Genomic DNA, 19,271 nt, shown 5'->3' with positions numbered 1-19,271 from the left:
AAACCTCATTAAAATTATGGTTACCAGAATCAGGGCAGTCTTAGGAGCTAAAAAAATAACGCGGGCAGGCCTCAGCCTGACTTGATCGTTACTCTCTCCCATCCGGACTTTAACCGTCGGCCCCGGAATTACACCGGATCTGCTGACCTTCAGGCAAAGCCTGAAGCGCTCGCGGGCTTTCAGCGTAAGCTGATTTACCGCCGGTGGGGAGTTTCGCCCCGCCCTGAGAATAAGCAGGTTCACTATAGCGCTAATCATTTTTGTCGGCAACGATTACGCAGGCAACATTTCCGGTTTATCGCCTGTCAATCAGGCATTACAATTAGGCTAATTACTCCCCCAGATAATGGAAGCCACTATGATTGACCCGAAAAAAATTGAACAAATTGCCCGCCAGGTTCATGAGTCTATGCCGAAAGGGATCCGTGAGTTCGGGGACGACGTGGAGAAGAAGGTTCGCCAGGTATTGCAGTCTCAGCTTACCCGCCTGGACCTGGTCAGCCGTGAAGAGTTTGACGTGCAGACTCAGGTACTGCTGCGCACCCGCGAAAAACTGGCTCTGCTGGAGCAGCGTCTGAGCGAACTTGAAAACCGCGAAGCGCCAAAAGCCGCAGAATAATTATCGAGCGCTGAGTTTCCCGTAAGAAACAAAAGAAAAAGCCGCAGCGATTTGCACCGCCGCGGCTTTTTTAGCTTAAGGGGATTAGAACGTTTCCCAGTTATCGTCAGACGCAGCGGCAACCGCTTTACGCGGTGCGGCCGTCGCACCGGCCAGCTTCGGCGCAGAAGCTTCCTGTGCTTTAGCTTTACGCTCCTGGGAGATGCGGAACACGGAGACTGACTGCGTCAGGCGGCTGGCCTGCTCTTCCAGCGCAGCGGCAGCGGCGGCGGACTCTTCCACCAGCGCGGCGTTTTGCTGAGTCACGCGATCCATCTCGGCAACGGCAAGCCCAACCTGGTCGATACCGCGGCTTTGCTCATCGGATGCGGAAGCAATTTCACCCATGATATCGGTCACGCGGGTGACCGCATTAACGATTTCACCCATCGTTTCCCCGGCGCTCTCAACCAGGGTTGAACCGGTATCCACTTTGCTGACCGAGTCTTCAATCAGAGTCTTAATCTCTTTAGCGGCCTGGGCGCTGCGCTGCGCCAGATTACGAACTTCACCGGCGACAACCGCAAAACCACGCCCCTGCTCACCGGCACGGGCCGCTTCAACGGCGGCGTTCAGCGCCAGAATATTGGTCTGGAAAGCAATGCCGTCAATCACGCTGATAATGTCGGCGATTTTCTGAGAACTCCCGGCAATTTCGCTCATGGTGTGAACCACGTTATCAACGACCTTGCCGCCGCGCTGTGCGGTTTCAGAAGCGCTAAGCGCCAGCTGGCTTGCCTGACGAGCATTTTCAGCATTCTGCTTAACCGTTGCGGTCAGCTGTTCCATGCTGGCAGCGGTTTCTTCCAGAGAAGCCGCCTGCTGCTCGGTACGAGAAGAAAGATCGTTGTTACCAATAGAGATCTCGCTGGCACCGCTATATATAGCGTTTGCCCCGTTACGCACTTCACCGACGGTTATCACCAGCTCGTTCTGCATGTGGCGCAGGTTGTCGGCCAACTGGCCCATTTCATTGGTGCCTTCGACGTCGATTTTGCTAACCAGATCGCCGCCGGCAATATGGCGAATGCTCGCAATCAGGCTATTCAGCGGAGAGATAAGCGTGGTGCGGATCCCCTGCCAGACGACAATAATCACCAGCAGTACCACAATCAGCACGCCAATCAATATCCAGATAGCCATGCTGTAAGAACTGTTGCTGCTGTCCACCGCTTCTTGATAGAGGTGGTCATTTTGCTGGAGATAATTTACGTACTGCTTCTCAAAACCGTCCTGATAGCTTTGGGTCGGCTGATCGAAGAATTGGTTAATTTTCCCGGCCCCGAGCAGTTGAATCAGCTCCGCCAGCGCGCCGTGATAAATATCGTAATTACGTTTAATTTCCTGAGCGGCAGCATCGTTCTGACGCGGATCGCGCGGCAACGCTTCATAAGCGGCCCACTCGACTTCAGCCTGCTTGAGCGAAGTGCTGGCGATACCCATCAGCTCTTCTACGGTAGCGCCGCTGCCAATTTTGCTGGCATCCATCATATAGCGGATCCCGGCGCGGTTCAGGGTATTACGGGTTTGCAGCAGGGCAACCCAGCTGCCGTTCAGCGTTAACTGCTGCTGCCGGATAGTTTGTAAAACGGTGAAATTTTCTTTGTCCTGCTTCAGCGCGTTAAAGAACAACCCGCCGGAAGCTATTTGTAGAATGCCAAACAGCCCCAGGACTACCAGTAAGCTTGTGACGATCTTGATTCGATTTAACATTGCTTCTCATTCCCTGTAAGACAAGTCTTAATCATCGGCGCAACAGCAGAAAACTTTACCTAAAGCGTTTCTTTGCCGTTTTTTCTGCTACCCCCAGGAAATGACCTGGCAATAATTCATCCTCCACGGCTGCGGGGTTAAGTCGTAACACATTCATAACCTGAGTTTTTTTCACTATGATTTTTAGACGACCCACCCCGTCCGGAGGAAAGACATGCTTACCGTTGCCATCAGTGAACGAAACAGCCATTTTGCGCATGGCATCAAAATTATTATTGAGCAACTCTGTCGCCAGTTTAGCGAAACTTATCATTTCTTACCGTTAGCGGATCAGGACGTTGCCGACCTGGTCTTTGTCGCACTCGATGATAATTGGCAGACGGCAAACTGCTACAAAATCCCGCAAACCACGCGCCAGCAGCGGGTTATTCTTATTTGCCGCAAGCGGGATCAGGAAAAACTGATGTTTCGTCCCTGCCTGTACATGCTGCCGTCTATTTACCGCGAGGATGAAGTCGATGACGTCCGGCTTAAGCTTGCGCCATGGGTCGATCCCGAGCGGCGTAAGAAAAATGCATTACCGGTACCAGCGGCGATTTGCCACTACTGCGCCACCCGTCATTTCAACATGCAGGAACGTGAATTACTGAAGTTAATGGCCTGCGGATACACCCTCAAAGATGCAGCATTTATTATGCATATTGATGAAAACACCGCTCGGGATAAACGACTATCAATTATGAAAAAACTTAATATCAAGAATCAATTTAAGCTAATGAATTATATAAAACTTAATTTACCGTTTCTGCTCGACTGAATAATTTATCCAGGCGTTTTCTTATTTGATCAGGGAAATATTCTTAATTAATAAAATCATTACCCCTTCACACAGCAGGGTTGCGAACTTTCGCGGCCTGGAATAAGCCATCTCTGGTATTCACTCATTAACAGCGCTGAGAGAATACCTTTCAAAATCATCTTTAATTTAGCTAAATGACTGCCTTGCCTTCCTTTTCGCTCGTCGCTCCTTTAGCAATACTGTAATCACTGTCACAATTAGCGACAAAATAATGATAAATACTCCTGGTGATAACATTTTATTATCTGCCCCAGAACATATATACGGAGTGCGCCTTGAACCGATCGTTGATTTATTTTCCAGGCAAATTATTAGCTACGAAGTCCTGAGCCGCCTGGCCCCGCAGCAAGATCCCGAAGCGTTTTTTGCGCAATTACCGACATCCGATAAAGTGACGCTCTTTTGCCATCAGGTGGGGCAACTAAAGTCCCTGTATAAACCAGGTAAATACTTCCTTAATCTGCCGCTGGAGGCGCTGATCGAAAGTCGGCACTTCGAGCGACTGCTTGATGTATGCGCGCCATGGGTAACAATTGAAATACAAGATGCCTCATTTTTTGACTCACTCTCATTGCGGCATAAGCTGTGCCTGCGAGAACGGATCGGGCAATTACGCCAGCAAAGGATCGCAGTCTGGCTCGACGATCTTTGCGAACATTCCGTTTTGCCATTTTACCACTACGGGATTGAAGCCGACGGTGTGAAAATTGATAAGCAGGCGTTCTGGAGACTCAGCAACCATTCGCCCGCACTGTGCCAGCTTGTTAACCAGTGTAAGGGCATCTCTGCGCAAATTATCATTGAAGGAATTGAAGACGCTGTTCATCTCGAGGTGGCTCGCGAGTCCGGTGCAAGATTTGGTCAAGGCTACTTATGGCCATATGAACGCTGGCTGCACGCCGATTTGTCGTCGTTGTGAAAGCTTCTATGTGCGCAGCTATGAGGAGAAATAAACACCGACGGGGTCAAACAGACTATTTTCTAAACCCCTCCTGCTACACTGCGCCACTTTTTTTTGACCGACTGGAATACCTTGAGCAGCAGACAGGAGCGCACAAGCCAAAGAAGCCCGATGTGATTCTGGTTTCGACCGACTGCTTTCTCAGCGACGCCATCACCAGCACACTCTTCAATCATCAACACACTCTGGTCTCTCCCTCAATAGAGGAAGTGGTCACGCACCAGACGCTATCTTCCGCCCCGCGAATCATTATCGACCTCGACAGCCTTGAGACTCCCGTGCTCGAGGTGCTGGAAACCATTCGCCAGCAGCACATCTCCACGCCGCAGCACCAGATAACTCTACTGAGCGCCCTGCGTAAACCCGAAATTACCCGGTTTATGCGCTACGCGGTTGACTGCCAGATTGTCGAGCGCCGTCTGCCGCCCAATCGGCTAAAGCAGGCTCTGGGCGGCACTCTTCTCGATCTGGCCGCCCTTTATGGCACGCCGCGCTTTTCCCTCAGAGAATGGGGACTTTTGCTGGCTCTGAGCCGCGGGGAATCATTGAAATCCATCGCCCTTTTACTGGAGAAGCCCTATCATCACGTCGTTTATCGATTCAATGTCTTACTGGGGCGCCTGGCGCTGGGTAACCGCAGCAAATTACTGCACCTACTGCATGAAATTTCTGTTGCCAATAAGCTACAAAGCTGATGGCACTAACCTACTGAGTCGTAAGATATTTTAAGAATTTACTTAATTTTCATGTATCAAATGAGTTAAAAATAAACAAATTAGTAACAATTATAACTATTCCTGGAAGCAACTTTTCCCCTCCAGCGCCGTTTTGCGATTTTTGATCCAGAACAAACCAACAACATTTGGAATTTAATGTCATTTTTACCGCAATAAAAAGTCTTTTCATCCAACTTAACTTAAAACCAAAGTTCGTTAATTCAATTTATAAATGACGTGATTAATTACACAGCATTTCATATGGGCAATGATTACATCCAGGAACATCAGACTTTTCCCACATGAACTGCGCTGTATAATCACCTCATCACATTTATATATTTGCCAGGGCATTTATATTATTTAAATGTGACGTTATTTGGAGCACGACACCTTCGGCTCTGAATAAAGGCATTCAAAAAGGAGATGTTGAATATTAACATGGAGGTTCCCGCATAAAGACCGGCAACCGCCAACTCACTGTTTATCACTTTCGCTGCCAATGACGCTGCGTCAACGCGATGTTTTTTACCAAACAATCGAGGCAAAAAAAATGAAACCGGCATCCGTAATCATTATGGACGAGCACCCTATTGTCAGAATGTCGATAGAGGTTCTGCTCCAAAGAAATAAAGATATCAATGTTGTTTTGAAAACAGATGATGGTCGGGAAGTTATCGACTATATGCGAGCAAACCCGGTGGATCTGGTTATTCTTGATATTGAATCAGCCAATACCGACGGCTTTACATTACTCAAAAGAATCAAGGGAATACAAGAAAACACCAAAATTCTCTTTCTTTCTTCAAAGTCAGAATCCTTTTACGCCGGGCGCGCTATTCAGGCCGGTGCCAATGGATTCGTGAGTAAACGTAAAGAACAAGATGATATATTTAATGCGGTGGAAATGTTGCTTTCGGGCTACTCCTTTTTCCCTTCGGAAACCCTGCATTTTATCAGCAGCCATAAATCCCGCAGAGGAACGATGGATGATATGCCATTATCCAACCGTGAAGTAACGGTGCTGCGCTATCTGGCAAATGGTTTATCCAATAAAGAGATTGCGGAGCAATTATTGCTTAGCAACAAAACAATCAGCGCCCATAAGGCAAATATATTCTCTAAACTTGGACTCACTTCAATCGTCGAACTTATTGATTATGCCAAGGTGCATGAACTGCTATAAGGGACGACGACGCACTGGAAGCGAAAAGACCGGGAAAACATCTCCCGGTTATTTTTTGGAAACATTGAGATAAAGCTCTAATTATAGGTAATCATAAAAGTCGCATCGGCATCGGCCCGTCCGGCATCGGCGTTATCGGCCGTAGCAATATAGTTGGCCCAAAAGTTAAGCGTCACGTCCCCGTTCCCGTCCACCTGTTTCTCTTTGCTGGCCTTATCCAGCAGCAGACGCGTTTTATCCTCATCAAGCAGCTCAACGGCGACATGGGTTGCCGTACTGGCGCTGTTCAGGGCCAGCAAGCCGCTGCCGGTATCTTTCCCTGCAAAGGTTATCGACGCGGTTCCGCCGGGCGGGCAGCCGGTGAGCTTAAGGTTAAACGGCATTGGCTGAGTGGTACTTCCGGCGGTGCGTAGCTGTTTGGTCGGCCAGGAGCCAAGCTGGATAGTTTTATTATCGCTGCCGGTTTCCACCACGCAGGTAAAATCGACAATATTCCCCCGCAGCTCAACGTTGATTTCACCCAACGGCGAATCGGCATTAGCTCCCGCGCTAATAAACAACGCACCCAGCATCAGCCCGGCCAGAGTCATTTTGTTCATCGCCCGCTCCTTAGTCAAAATCAACACGCAGATAGCCGCGAGCGGTAAACGGCCCTTCCGTTGGCTTTTTACCCGTTACGCTGACCGGCCAGGCACGAATGCCGACTCTTGCGGCCGCAGAGTCATCCAGCTGGAAGTTAATCTTGCTGCCAAGATTGTTTGGCGTCAGCGGAGTGCCGCTGGAATTTGAGATGACAAACCCCAGGTCACTGTTGTCCGATACCATCATGTTGCCGCTGCTCTTCTCGGCTTCGAGACGCAAGGTGAGGTACGCCTGCGCATCAATATTGGTACATTTAATGCCCATGGTTTTGGTTTGAGGCGTAACGCTTTGCGGGCGGTTACCCGCGCCTGCCTGGCTAAACAACGAGGCACCAATACTGCCGAAATCAAACTCAACCACCTGCCCGGCGTTGATTTCACAGGTTTGTGGCACCTCAACTTTGCCGCTGTAGCTGATGGTGTAAACCACCGTGCTTAACGGGTCGGCATTGGTCGTCGTCACATACACACGGAACATCGTCTGGCGAGGAATGGGCACCATATTGATAAAACGGCGGGTGACCTTTAGACGAAATACCAGCTTCGAGTCCGTGACGCCAAAAGGCTTATTCTTCGACACGTTAGGGTGCGAACCCATCTGCATGTACTCTACCGGCGGATAAAAATCACCGGCGTAGCTGTCGTGGATCTTCATTCCGCCATTAAGATAGTCATTTATCTTCAGATACTTATAACCACCAACCACTTCCTGAATGGGCAAATCCGTCACATAGCTACGCTTGGTGGTATTCCCCGAGGTCCCTTTCGGGCAAATCGCGTTCACGCCAATAAGGCCCGATTTCTCTGCCAGGGTGACAATCTGCCCGACGTTGTTATTGCTGCTATTAAATTTATCCGACAAATCATACGAGATATCGGTCGCCGTACCGTTGGCGTTAGAGCAAACCGTAGCCGAGGCCGGTGCCGCGCAGGCAAACAGCAATGCAGCGGTTAAATAACTGTTCAGTTTCATCTTTACCTTCCTGAATCTCGCCGTGCGCTATGAGCAGGTGGCGGTCGCCATGACGACGGCCTGTTTCAGGCTATCCTCCGGCAAAGTGTAATTAGCGCGGCACTGAGAACCTTTGCCGTCACCCCACTGGATAAGCAACTTGCCGCTCAGCGGCAGCCCGCTAAGATAGATTTGCCCTTCGTCGCCAACCATACTGGTGACGCCGCTCCCCTCTTCCCGTACTACGGAACCAAACGGCACCGGGCGATCGCCACGTTTCACGGTGATAATGGCGCGCACGCCAATACGGGCATCAAAGGTAGCCCGCACCAGAGCACCCTCCGTCGGCACCACGCTGCTGACGTTATTCTCAATATCGGTGTGGTTATCCATTGAGTTGGTATCCAGCGCGACGCGGTTGTAGCGATAAACCGTGGCGTAAGGCATGACCGCGTAGCCTCGCCAGTCGGTTTTGACGCCTGTCTGGTTTTCCACGCTCACGCCGGAAGCGCCGGGGGCTTTAATCAGCACGTTGGTGTCCCCAAGCGGCTGGCTGAAGGTCACGCCGTCAGCATGGCCCACCACCCCGCCGGAAGCCTGCCAGTTCACGTCGTGCTGGTTGCGGTCGTAGTTGTAACCCAGCCCTACCGTGCCGTAAGTTCCCTGCCAGTTGGCGTTGGCGCTGCCGGAATAACCGTTGTTGCTGGCGTGTCCCTGGGTGACGTTGTAGTTCAGGTTGCGCCCTTCCAGCAGCGTGCCGCCGATGCCGCTCTGCCAGGTATTTTTACCGTCAGAGCTGCGGCTGGTTGCCAGCGTGGCGTAGGCACGATCCAGCGCCGTATCCCGTGAATAGCCGTGACCAAGCAGCGTGCTAAACGGAACCGAGAGGTTAAACGCGACGATACGGTTGGTGTCGGAAAGCCCAAGCGACTTGCTCCACGACCATGACAGCGAATAGCTGATGCCGCGCCAGCCGCTGGAGTAGCCCAGCTGATACCAGGTGTTGTTCTGATCCGTTCCCCAGTAGGTTTGCTGGCTGCCGGAAACATACAGCGAGCCATAATCACCAAGCGACTGGGAAATGTTGACCTGAAATCGCCCTTTTTTGTTGTAGCGCAGGTTGTGGTAGCTGGTCGCCACCAGCTCTTTTCTGTGGCTGCCGTCGTCCTGAAGCTCATATTCGTAGCCTTCCATATTGCGGTAAGCCACGTCATCGAGGGTATAGAAGCCCCGGGTTGAATAGCGGTAGCCCAGCAGCTGGAAGTTGGTGCCGTAGCCGCTAAGGGATTTTGCATACAGGAAGCGCATAGACTGGCCCTGATGCTCGCTGTCATCCGCCAGTTTGCTGCGGGCGTGGGTCACGTCCAGCGAGATAGCGCCCCAGTCTCCGAGATTCTTACCCGCCCCCAGCGCAACAGAGGTGTAGCGCTGGGCAAGCTGGGTCCCGCCGTAGGCCGTGTAGCCATCGGGCAGACCGGCAATCAAAGTTCCCTGGGTGAAGAAAGGCTTATCCTGCTGGCTATTACCGCTGCGGAAATCCCCCATTACCAGGTCGTATTTCAGGCGCCCTTCACGCTGTAACAGCGGCACGGTGGAGTAAGGCACCGTATATCTCTGCTGAGTACCATCTTTCTCTTCTACGGTGACTTCGAGGTCACCGCTCGAGGAGGTCGGGTTAAGGTCGCTGATGGCAAAAGCCCCCGGCGACACATAGCTCTGATAGATGACATAGCCATTCTGGCGAATCACGATTTTGGCGTTGGTGCGGGCAATCCCGCGCACGGTTGGCGCGTAGCCCTGCAGGCTGTCCGGGTACATGCTGTCGGAAGAGTAGACGCGCGCCCCACGGAAGCCGAGGCTGTCGAACACGTCGCTGCCGGTGTTGCTGTCGCCCATGACCAGCTCGCCTTTCAGCGGAATAAGAGTGCGCTGAACCGTGGTATTGATGTTCTTCCAGCTGTTGCTGTGGTGGCCGTCGCCGCTGGTGTAGCTCCACGCTCCGTTATTGCGCAGACGCCATGGTCCATAATTCAGGCCGCTTTGCAGGTTCAGATAATAGCTGTCGTCGTAGGTGCCGCGGTTGCCGGTAAAGGTGTAGTTGAGCAGCGCGGCAGGGATGCCCTCATCCCACTGATCCGGCGGAATATAGCCTCGGGCGCTGTTGATCAGAGAAGCCTGAGGCAGGCTGATGTTGAGCCGCAGGCGCGCGAAGTCATAGCCGATTTCTGCGCCGGGCACCGCCTCGGTCACCGGCACGCACTCTCCGGCCTTAAACTTAGCCAGCTCAGGGTATGCCAGCATATTCAGCCCAAGGCGCCTCAGCCACTCAATATCCAGGCAAGGGGTCAGGCCACCGGATTTCACCGCTTCAGCGGTGGAGTCTTTATGCTCTGCGGCAGTAAAACGCACGTCTTCGGTGGCAATAAACTCGTCATTACGCCAGATGTCCACGCGATAAACGCCCGCAGGCTGCTGGCTGCCTTTTTCAAAGCGAGAGAGATCCGCCACCGTCGCGGTATCCTCGGACAAAAATGCCGGGTTGAAGTAGCTCTCAGCGGCGCTAAGCCCCGGCCAGAACGATGCCACGATGGTTGCCGCCAGCGGCGTGAGCGTAAAAATTTTACGCGTGACTGATGTCTTGATCATTTCCCTGCTTCCCTTTGCCAGCCTGGCTTTTACTGCATTACGCCCGGTTGTGCTTTGGTCACTGCGCCATAATCATTTACGGTCTGGAAGCTAACCGCCCCCTGCACGCCCGAAGGCACGACAACCTGAGTGCTGTTTTTCGGCGCAACCATGGTGTTAGGAAGCTTTTCATTACCCAGCTTCAGGTTGACCAGCGAAACGTAATAAGGCGAAGGATTGCTGATTTTCAGGTACTGCCCGCTGCGGGCGAAGCGGATTTGCTTCACCGCATCTTCAGGCTGCATTTGAAGATTCTTAGGGCGAACAAACAGCTTGATGCGCGAGAGGATCGCCAGTTGCAGTACGTTCTTGCCTTCAACGCTGTTTTTATCCACCGACGGGATAGCCTTCACGTTCATCCAGAAGATGGATTCACGATCGCCCGGCAGCTGCGGCCCTACGTAGATAATACGCAGCGTGTTTTCACTCTTTGCCTCGCTAACAAACAGCGGCGGGGTAACAACAAAGCTTTTATCTTTCTGGCCGAGATCGTTTTCAACCCAGGAGTTCACCAGGAAGCGTTCTTTAGGATCGCTATTGGTAATAGCCAAAGAAGTTTGCTTTGCATCGGCGGGATAAATAACTCGCGTCGCACCAAGAGCAATACCACCGGCCGCCTGGGCATAAGAAGAAATCATCATTAAAGAAAGCGTTAATGCCGAAGCGGCCTTACATAATATGTTCATCACGACAGATACCATTAAAATAACCAGGAACGGAAAAACGCTGATTCAGGGATAAACCAGCGTGAACCAAACGTCAGAACGAATATTTCCCGGCGTCATATGTTTAGAGACCGAGCGATAGCGAGCGGTGAAATGAACACTCATTTCCTGAGTGGTAATCGGCAAATAAGTTGACGGCTCGCTGTTGGGAATAATCAGTTGCTGCTGTTGGTCAAATAACGCAAGGCCAATACCGCTGCTGGCGTCATTACCGGTCACGCTGGACGTTGCCAGAAAGACCTGAGGATCTTCGGCGGGCGTTGAGCCCTGAAACGCAATGCCAACGTGGTCATAAACCTCCGGGCGACAGTCGGTCAGCCGGAGCGTAAAAGGAATGCTGGGCGGCGCGTAGCTGCCAACATCTTTGAAAGCGTTGCTTGGGTACTGGCCCATTTGCACGGTCATTTCCTGGCTTTCCGGCGCGACGGCGCAGGCGCCGTTAACCAGCTCGCCCTGCATATGCACATCACCACCGTTGATAACTACCACCCGCTTTGCCTGAGCCGGGTTCGCCGCTGCCAGAATGACCAGAAGCAGGATTTTCCTTATCATTATCGTCCTCTCCGGGCTTGCGTCGGGCAGGCCTCTTCCTTGAGGCTGAATCATCCCTGAGATTTCAACCGTCGCCGATTATTCGTATTTCATTACGAAGGTAGCGTCGGCATTTGCCAGACCAGCGGTCGCGGTTGCTGCGGTCGCTTTATAACGCGCGGTGAACGGAATGGTGTTCTCGCCGTCGTTCAGGGTCTGAGCGGTAGAGAAGGTAGAGCCGTTTGGTGCCAGAGTTTTGGAAGTACGATCCAGAATCTCGATACCCACGCCTTTTGCGGTAGTCGCGTTGCCGCCGGAGTTAACCGCCAGCAGAGTTGGGTCGGTCGCATCAGTCTGGCCGGAGAAGGCAACGGAAGCGGTGGCCGCAACGGTGCTATCGCAGTCGGTCAGCACGATGTTGAATGGGATCTGGGAAGAGGTATCGCCCACTTTGGTGAAAGCAGCGGTACGGTACTGGCCCAGTTTTACAACCTGACCGTCAGACTGAGTGCTTACCGCACAGGCGGCATTAACCAGTTCGCCCTGGAAGTGCACGGTGCCACCGTTGACGGTTACCGGATCGGCAGCGTTAGCAGCAGCGCTAACCAGGGCAAGAGTGGCAACCAGTGAAGCGGCGATTTTGCTTAATTTCATGAGTATTCCTTCATTTATAAAATGCACATCCGGTTAATGCATCCTTCATTATTCCGTTTGAATCATTATCGGCCAGACAAGGCCGAATAACCCACTTCCCACATCCTGTAGGAATGTCCTTTAATAGCTCATAAATTTCATCAAATTAAAGGCAAGCAATTCCATGACTTCTAATTAAGCCCGGCAGAACAACTTGTCCTTAATAAATAAAATGAAATTTTTAAGTATTCGTGGTGTTTTACGAAGTGAGGGTAAATTAATCCAAATTTTGATTAAGTCATAGATGCTGATTCTTTATGTTATATAAGCCCGGTCTTAATAAGACCTAAGAATGCACCGTGCCGATAATTCGGAATAACAGGAGAAAAAGACCTAAAGCCTCGCTTATTTAGGGGGTTACACTCAACATAAGCATTGGGATTTTTGTGTGTTTTTTGTTAATTTTGTATGTTTTTTGTTTCACTGAGGAGGGCGTGGGTTTCAATCTTCGGATTCGCCCAGGGGGAAAGTTGCCAAATCGTTAAAGGCGTTGCGCAAGCGATGATACACTGAGCGGCTTGCTATCAAAACTTACCAGGATTTCAGGATGAATGAGACCGCCCCCCACGCCATCCCGGCCAATTCGATAACCCGCCCCAACTGGTCGGCGGTATTCTCCATCGCATTTTGCGTAGCCTGTCTGATTACCGTTGAATTTCTGCCGGTCAGCCTGCTGACGCCGATGGCGCAGGATTTGTCGATTTCGGAAGGTGTTGCCGGGCAGTCGGTTACCGTTACCGCCTTTGTGGCGATGTTCGCCAGCCTGTTTGTCACCAATATTATTGGCACCGCCGACCGCCGCCGCGTGGTGCTGATGTTTGCGGTGCTGCTCACCCTCTCCTGCCTGCTGGTTTCATTTGCCGGTAGCTTCTCGCTGCTTCTGCTGGGGCGTGCCTGCCTGGGGCTGGCGCTCGGTGGCTTCTGGGCGATGTCCGCCTCGCTCACCATGCGGCTGGTTCCGGCGCGTACCGTGCCAAAAGCGCTATCCGTTATCTTTGGCGCGGTGTCTATAGCGTTGGTGATTGCCGCCCCGCTTGGCAGTTTCCTCGGCGGTATTATCGGCTGGCGTAACGTATTCAACGCCGCCGCGCTGATGGGCGTGGCCTGTATTATTTGGGTGTGGAAAGCGCTTCCGTCCTTACCGGGCGAGTCCACCCAACAGAAGCAAAATATGTTCGGCCTGCTAAAACGCCCAGGCGTGCTGGCGGGCATGCTGGCTATCTTTATGGCCTTTGCCGGGCAGTTCTCGTTCTTTACCTACATCCGCCCGATTTATATGACCCTGAGCGGGTTTGACGTCGACGGCCTCACCCTGGTGTTGCTGAGCTTCGGGATAGCCAGCTTCGTCGGCACTTCGTTTTCCGCCCCGGTATTAAAACGCTCTTTGAAACTGGCGCTGGCCTGCGCCCCGCTTATTCTCGCCATTAGCGCGGCTGTACTGGTGCTGTGGGGAGAAAATAAAGTTGTCGCCTCAACAATCGCCATCGTCTGGGGGCTGGCTTTTGCATTAGTCCCGGTGGGCTGGTCAACGTGGATCACCCGTTCTCTTGCGGACCAGGCGGAAAAAGCGGGATCTATTCAGGTTGCCGTCATTCAGTTGGCAAACACCTGCGGCGCCGCAATTGGCGGCCTGGCGCTGGACAACCTCGGCCTGCTCGCACCGCTGATGCTTTCCGGCAGCCTGATGCTGCTGACGGCTTTACTGGTCGCGGTGAAGGTTCGGGCTTAACCCTTCGTTTTAAACATTAAAAGCCGGGGACATGATTTCTTGCTCTCCCCGGCTAATCCCCAGCGCATTTGCAACATCACGCCATTTGCTAACGCTTCTGATAACTTCATTTTTAATTTCATCCGCCTCTGAGCGAGTTAAACTAAAGAAATCAATAACCTCCATAGCAAGGCCATAGTCCAGACTATTATCACTGTCGTTAATATTAAGATGGAGCCCCTTCGCCGGTGTGACGGGGTTAATATCGTAAGCTGGTGAAAGCAACCATCCATTTTTGCAAAAAATAAAACCATGATTACGCAAGTGATCGTCAGTATTAGACACCGCGATATTAAAAACTATACGTCGCCAAAGTTGAGCTAAGTCTTGCCTGGTATTTTCCCCTTTTTCGACGAGGAACTGCGCCAGTTCAAGGTAACTGGCTTCGTACTCACCATCATAATAACCAAGCTGCGTCATGGCGGAGGTAAAATGGAGTCGGCCAGATACGGTACGATCAAAACGTTTGGTCAGGAAAGTATGATGGTGGCTATTAAATCTTTCTATTCTTGACTCTGCCATTTCCACACCGGCCTCAAGCGCCAGGCGATAAGTTAAAAACTCCCAGGCGGCAATATTATAGTCGTCATAGCGACTGGGGAATTTTGCTATCCATAACTGACCGGTTTCATCAACCACGCTAGCTTTTGGCCGGGCACCGCCTAATGAGGAACCCGGCGACATCAGCATATAAAGCCACTTCAAATAATCCGGGTCGTCACTGCCCCGGTTATCCTCAACCTGCTGTGCCGCGTACTCAAGCTCCCTTAACGAGGAGAATGGCGGGGCTGCTAATTGATCATTGGCATCCAAAAATGGACCTTGCATCTCGGTTTTAAACCTCAGCGCCCCTTGTCGATAAAAATCATGTACGCCGAGAAGATAATCAATTTCACCGAGGATATTTACGCGGCGCCCTTCCTGCTTCGCAAGGATAGCTTCCCGCCTTTTCATCAACAGCTTTCCCCACCTGTCCGGGCAAGAGTCGAGAAAAATACGAAAATTATGTGAATCAGGGCCGTGTTGCTCTCCCTGATAAAGCTCTAAATCTGGGTCAATTTTCTGTACATAGGGCGATTTAAGCCACTCGCTGTCATAGCTAAAGCTAAAATGCTCTCCATTACGAATCGTCTCCGAACGCAATCGCCCGACTAACAGAGGCTCAGAAAGCACCTGCCAGTCGGCAAAAACAAAAGTTTCTCTGCTCATGATGACTCCTTGTCAGTTCAGCAACGCTAAGTCCTGAAGCTTACGCCCCAGCTCATCATCCCGGGCGACCTGTTCTAAATCGCCCACCAGCCCCAACACGCCTAATACCATAACGTAATGACCAATAGAGACGCCGGGATCGCCTTGCTCAATTTTACGAATAGTTAAACGACTCAGCCCGGTTCGTTCTGCAATAAGAGTTTGCGTGTATTTGCGTCGACGGCAGGCCAGCCTGATGTTCTCGCCAAGCTGCTTCAGGGACTTTTGATTGGAGGGAAAGACAACGGCTTTTCGTCTCTGGATATTATCGCTGGTCACTGTGATTACCATTTTCTTGATTTTTGGTAATTATAGTGACCAGCACACTTAATGTCCAAAAACAAATGGTCACTATGCTTACCACATCCTCATTTTTTGGTAAGTATAGTGACTAGAAAGGAAACTCAGCCGCGCCAGAAAGGCTTATCGCCCAGGATAGTGGCGCGGTGCATGATGCGGCGAGCCGGAAGATAATCGGCGTTGGCGTAATGCTGCGTTACGCGGTTATCCCAGATGGCGATATCGTTCTGCTGCCAGCGCCAGCGAACCTGGAACTCGGGTTTGGTGATATGGGCGAACAGGAAGCCGAGCAGCGTTTCGCTCTCTTTTTCCGTGAGGTTGACGATGCGGGTGGTGAAGCCTTCATTAACGAACAGCGCCTGCCTGCCGCTGACCGGGTGGGTGCGGATAACCGGGTGGCGCAGCGGCGGGTTCTTCGCTACCGCCTCGCGCCAGCGCTGGTGCTCGACTTCGTTATGGGCGTATTTGTATTCCTGGAAGGATTTACGGAAATCATGCTCCGCTTCCAGCCCGGAAAGCAGCTTTTTAAACGGCTCAGACAGCGCTTCATAGGCCGCAATGCCGCTGGTCCACAGCGTATCGCCCCCGGTTTCCGGCAGCTGCTTCGCGGCAAGAATTGCCCCCGCCGGAGGCGTTTCGATAAAGGTCACATCGGTGTGCCAGTTATCGTTATCCGGCGGATTGTCGTTGTGGGTATCCAGCACGATTATCTCCTCCACGCCTTCGGCATGCGGATAAACCGGGTGGATATGCAGGTCGCCAAAGCGCAGGGCCAGGGCGCGCTGCTGCGAGGGCGTAATTTCCTGTTCGCGGAAAAACAGCACCTGATGGCGAATCAACGCGTGGTAAATCTGCTCGAACTGGTTATCGCTCAGGCCGCGCGTCAAGTCCACGCCGCTAACCTGCGCTCCGATGTACGGCCCCAATGGCTTAACGTTCACTTTTTCACTCATTGTCCTTCTCCATGCCAGGGGGTTAACCGGCGCTGCAATGCGCGTAGCCCCAGTTCTAAACAAAATGCGATAACGGCTATCACGCCGATACCGGCCAGCACCACGTCGGTTGCCAGGAACTCTCCGGCGGACTGCACCATAAAGCCCAGCCCGCGCGTGGCGGCGATAAGTTCGGCGGCCACCAGCGTGGACCAGCCCACGCCCAGCCCGATGCGGAACCCGGTCAAAATTTCAGGGAGTGCGCCAGGCAGAATGACGTGCCAGATAACCTGTAAACGGGAAGCGCCCAGCGCCTGCGCCGCACGAATACGAACCTGTTTCGCGCTGCGCACCCCCGCCATGGTGGACATCGCCACCGGGGCGAAAATCGCCAGATAAATCAGCAGAATTTTTGAAGTCTCGCCAATACCAAACCAAATCACCATCAGCGGCAAATAGGCCAGCGGCGGCACCGGGCGGTACAGCTCGATAAGCGGGTCGAGGATGCCGCGCACCGTAGTGCTAAGCCCCATAGCAATCCCCACCGGGATGCCAATCAACACCGCCGCTGCCAGGGCGGTAAGAATGCGACCCAGGCTGGCGGCCAGATGCTGCCAGAGCGTGGCATCCATAAAGCCCTGCGGCCCGGCGATGGTAATCAGCTTCGCCAGAACCTGCCCCGGCGGCGGCAGAAACAGCGGGCTTACCCAGTGCTGGGCGGCTACCCACCACCACAGCAGCACCAGCGTAACCAGCGTGCCCGCGCTGAGAGTAAGCTGGCGGGAGAGCGGCCAGCGCAAAGCAAGGCGGCGGCGAGCCGGTTTATCCTGAATCACAACGCTCATAAGAAGCCCTCCCGCTGTTCGAATACGCGGCTCAGCACATATTCACGTTTAGCGATAAATTCGGGGTCGGATTTAATGCTGCGGCACGGTTCCCCGGCGGCAAAGCGGCGGCCAAAATCAAGCGGTAGCCTTTCCAGCACGCGCCCAGGCCCCGGTGAAAGCAGCACCAGCTCCGTTGCCAGGAACACCGCCTCTTCAATATCATGAGTTATCAGCAACACCTGGCGGCGGCTTTCATGCCAGAGCTTGAGCAGCAGGGTCTGCATCTGCTCGCGGGTGAAAGCATCCAATGCGCCAAAAGGTTCATCCAGCAGCAACAGCTGCGGCTTCGTTGCCAGCGCTCTCGCAATGCCGACCCGCTGCCGCTGGCCGCCGGAAAGCTGCCAGATGGCTCGCTTAGCTTTATCTTCCAGGCCAACCTTGCGCAGCATGTCGAGCGCTATCTCTTCACGCTGCTCTTTAGCCTGCCCGGCAAGCTGCAAGCCAAAAGCGACGTTATGCAGCACCGAGCGCCACGGCAGCAGCCCTTCGTTTTGAAAAACAACCCCGCGTTCGGCGCCGGGGCCTTCAACCGTTTTCCCCTGCAACGTAATGCTGCCGGAGTGATAAGGCGCAAAACCGGCGATCAGATTAAGCAGCGTCGTCTTGCCGCAGCCGGAAGGGCCGAGCACAACCAGCAGCTCGCCCTCATCCACCGTCAGATTGATATCGTCGAGTACCGCTTTGCCGCCGTACTCCGCGCTGAGATGCGAAACCTGTAACATCGCCGTGCCTCCTGTCCGTTTACTGCGCCAGCGGCTTCACGAAGCGGTCGGTCACAAACTGGCTGTAATCAGGCGCAATCGCCGGAACCTTGCCCTGTTCTTTCAGGAACTGCGCGGTATCGACAATTGCTTTATTAACCGGCCCGCTGAGTTGCTCAACCTGCTGCTTCGCGGTGAGGTAGGTATTGCCCTTCACCAGCCCCGGCACATCGCTTTCAGGCACGCCGCTCAGGCGCGACAGCTTGCTCAGGTTATCCGGCTGCTTGAGCCATTGGTCCGGGTTATCGATGTAGCCCTTCTGCGCCGCAATTGCGCCGCGGGCAAAGGCGGTCACCACGTCAGGATGTTTCTCGGCAAAGTCTTTGCGTACAACCCAGACGTCAAGCGTTGGCGCGCCCCATTTACCTACCTGAGCGGAGTCCGTCAGTACCGTGCCGTCTTTTTCCAGTTCGTTTACCGCAGGCGCCCAGACATAGGCTGCGTCAATGTCGCCGCGCTGCCAGGCGGCAATAATCGCCGGAGGCTGAAGATTAAGGATCTGAACCTGATCCGGCTTAATACCCCAATGCTTGAGGGAAGCCAGCAGGCTGTAATGCGTGGTGGAGATAAACGGCACCGCTATGCGTTTACCTATCAAATCTTGCGGGGTTTTAATCGCTTTTTTAACCACCAGCGCCTCGGAGTTACCTAGCTGGGAAGCCAGCAGGAACACTTCGATCGGCACGTTCTGGCTGGCGGCCACGGCAAGCGGGCTGGAGCCGATGTTGCCTATCTGCACGTCGCCGGAGGCCAGGGCGCGCACCACGCTTGCGCCGCTATCGAATTTGCGCCATTCCACCTTCGCCCCGCTGTCTTTGGCAAAAGTATCGTCGGCCTGGGCGACTTTGGCAGGTTCCGCGGATGTCTGGTACGCCACGGTAACGTCCACGGCGTGGGCCTGAGTGGCAATAAGGGCCAGTGCTACCAGCCAGAGTGAGTGTCGTTTTGCTGCCATGATCCTGCTCCTGTCTCGGGGGAGAGAGCAGTATTTCCAACAGCAACGATTCCATAAAAGAATAAAAAATTATCGCTAATGCCTTTCCGTCATTAGAAAA

General features: G+C 53.0%; 19 protein-coding genes and 1 riboswitch. Of the genes, 6 read left to right on the top strand and 13 right to left on the bottom strand.

The window, feature by feature from the left end:
* Positions 1–86: 86 nt before the first annotated feature.
* Positions 87–235: riboswitch (FMN riboswitch) on the bottom strand.
* A gap of 123 nt (positions 236–358) precedes the next feature.
* Complete coding sequence (locus ACG1VR_RS02795) at positions 359–619, top strand: accessory factor UbiK family protein (protein WP_039898836.1); 261 nt, start codon at positions 359–361, stop codon at positions 617–619.
* An 84-nt stretch (positions 620–703) separates the two neighbouring features.
* On the opposite strand, the gene tsr is transcribed toward ACG1VR_RS02795, so the two are convergent.
* The gene (tsr, locus tag ACG1VR_RS02790; RefSeq protein WP_395490172.1) at positions 704–2,371 is read right to left on the bottom strand and encodes a methyl-accepting chemotaxis protein; all 1,668 of its coding nucleotides are present in this window, start codon (positions 2,369–2,371) and stop codon (positions 704–706) included.
* Positions 2,372–2,585: 214 nt separating this feature from the next.
* On the opposite strand from tsr, the gene fimW reads away from it, so the two are divergent.
* From fimW to fimZ, 4 genes are all read left to right on the top strand, one after another.
* Entirely contained in the window at positions 2,586–3,188 is a 603-nt protein-coding gene (gene fimW / locus ACG1VR_RS02785; protein ID WP_016538241.1) for a fimbria biosynthesis transcriptional regulator FimW, read from the top strand.
* Between the two features lie 253 nt (positions 3,189–3,441).
* Positions 3,442–4,149, top strand: a complete 708-nt coding sequence (locus ACG1VR_RS02780) for an EAL domain-containing protein (protein ID WP_016538242.1) — start codon at positions 3,442–3,444, stop codon at positions 4,147–4,149.
* Between the two features lie 155 nt (positions 4,150–4,304).
* On the top strand, positions 4,305–4,886 hold the full coding sequence (locus ACG1VR_RS02775) for a DNA-binding response regulator (protein ID WP_244878518.1): 582 nt from the start codon (positions 4,305–4,307) through the stop codon (positions 4,884–4,886).
* A gap of 574 nt (positions 4,887–5,460) precedes the next feature.
* Positions 5,461–6,093 carry a fimbria biosynthesis transcriptional regulator FimZ gene (fimZ, locus tag ACG1VR_RS02770; protein WP_039899435.1) on the top strand — a complete coding sequence of 211 codons (633 nt, stop codon included), beginning with the start codon at positions 5,461–5,463 and terminating at the stop codon, positions 6,091–6,093.
* Positions 6,094–6,170: 77 nt separating this feature from the next.
* Here the strand turns inward: fimZ and sfmF are convergent, their stop codons facing one another.
* From sfmF to fimA, 6 genes are all read right to left on the bottom strand, one after another.
* Positions 6,171–6,683 (bottom strand): fimbria assembly protein, encoded by a 513-nt coding sequence (sfmF, locus tag ACG1VR_RS02765; RefSeq protein WP_371810766.1) that lies wholly within the window; start codon positions 6,681–6,683, stop codon positions 6,171–6,173.
* A 19-nt stretch (positions 6,684–6,702) separates the two neighbouring features.
* A complete protein-coding gene (fimH, locus tag ACG1VR_RS02760; protein ID WP_016538248.1) occupies positions 6,703–7,707 on the bottom strand; it encodes a type 1 fimbria D-mannose specific adhesin FimH in 1,005 nt (334 codons plus the stop codon).
* 27 nt (positions 7,708–7,734) lie between these two features.
* Positions 7,735–10,332, bottom strand: a complete 2,598-nt coding sequence (locus ACG1VR_RS02755) for a fimbrial biogenesis usher protein (RefSeq protein WP_395490171.1) — start codon at positions 10,330–10,332, stop codon at positions 7,735–7,737.
* 29 nt (positions 10,333–10,361) lie between these two features.
* On the bottom strand, positions 10,362–11,057 hold the full coding sequence (fimC, locus tag ACG1VR_RS02750) for a type 1 fimbria chaperone FimC (protein ID WP_115586328.1): 696 nt from the start codon (positions 11,055–11,057) through the stop codon (positions 10,362–10,364).
* Positions 11,058–11,102: 45 nt separating this feature from the next.
* Positions 11,103–11,648, bottom strand: a complete 546-nt coding sequence (gene fimI / locus ACG1VR_RS02745) for a type 1 fimbrial protein subunit FimI (protein ID WP_395490170.1) — start codon at positions 11,646–11,648, stop codon at positions 11,103–11,105.
* A gap of 78 nt (positions 11,649–11,726) precedes the next feature.
* Positions 11,727–12,281, bottom strand: coding sequence for a type 1 fimbrial major subunit FimA (fimA, locus tag ACG1VR_RS02740; protein ID WP_016538252.1), 555 nt, complete (start codon positions 12,279–12,281; stop codon positions 11,727–11,729).
* A 586-nt stretch (positions 12,282–12,867) separates the two neighbouring features.
* On the opposite strand from fimA, the gene nepI reads away from it, so the two are divergent.
* Complete coding sequence (gene nepI, locus ACG1VR_RS02735) at positions 12,868–14,049, top strand: purine ribonucleoside efflux pump NepI (protein WP_016538253.1); 1,182 nt, start codon at positions 12,868–12,870, stop codon at positions 14,047–14,049.
* Positions 14,050–14,058: 9 nt separating this feature from the next.
* Here nepI and ACG1VR_RS02730 read toward each other — a convergent pair whose 3' ends face one another.
* From ACG1VR_RS02730 to tauA, 6 genes are all read right to left on the bottom strand, one after another.
* Positions 14,059–15,297 (bottom strand): type II toxin-antitoxin system HipA family toxin, encoded by a 1,239-nt coding sequence (locus ACG1VR_RS02730; RefSeq protein WP_395490169.1) that lies wholly within the window; start codon positions 15,295–15,297, stop codon positions 14,059–14,061.
* Between the two features lie 12 nt (positions 15,298–15,309).
* Complete coding sequence (locus tag ACG1VR_RS02725; RefSeq protein WP_265439875.1) at positions 15,310–15,615, bottom strand: helix-turn-helix transcriptional regulator; 306 nt, start codon at positions 15,613–15,615, stop codon at positions 15,310–15,312.
* 125 nt (positions 15,616–15,740) lie between these two features.
* Positions 15,741–16,589 carry a taurine dioxygenase gene (tauD, locus tag ACG1VR_RS02720; RefSeq protein ID WP_016538256.1) on the bottom strand — a complete coding sequence of 283 codons (849 nt, stop codon included), beginning with the start codon at positions 16,587–16,589 and terminating at the stop codon, positions 15,741–15,743.
* Entirely contained in the window at positions 16,586–17,413 is an 828-nt protein-coding gene (gene tauC / locus ACG1VR_RS02715; RefSeq protein WP_016538257.1) for a taurine ABC transporter permease TauC, read from the bottom strand. The genes tauD and tauC overlap by 4 nt, the downstream gene beginning before the upstream one ends.
* Positions 17,410–18,177 (bottom strand): taurine ABC transporter ATP-binding subunit, encoded by a 768-nt coding sequence (gene tauB, locus ACG1VR_RS02710; protein WP_016538258.1) that lies wholly within the window; start codon positions 18,175–18,177, stop codon positions 17,410–17,412. The genes tauC and tauB overlap by 4 nt, the downstream gene beginning before the upstream one ends.
* 19 nt (positions 18,178–18,196) lie before the next feature.
* Entirely contained in the window at positions 18,197–19,171 is a 975-nt protein-coding gene (tauA, locus tag ACG1VR_RS02705) for a taurine ABC transporter substrate-binding protein (RefSeq protein ID WP_016538259.1), read from the bottom strand.
* Positions 19,172–19,271 lie beyond the last annotated feature (100 nt).

Source organism: Cedecea davisae (assembly GCF_044095835.1).
GTDB classification, from domain to species: domain Bacteria; phylum Pseudomonadota; class Gammaproteobacteria; order Enterobacterales; family Enterobacteriaceae; genus Cedecea; species Cedecea davisae.
This window is presented reverse-complemented; position numbering and strand designations above follow the sequence as displayed.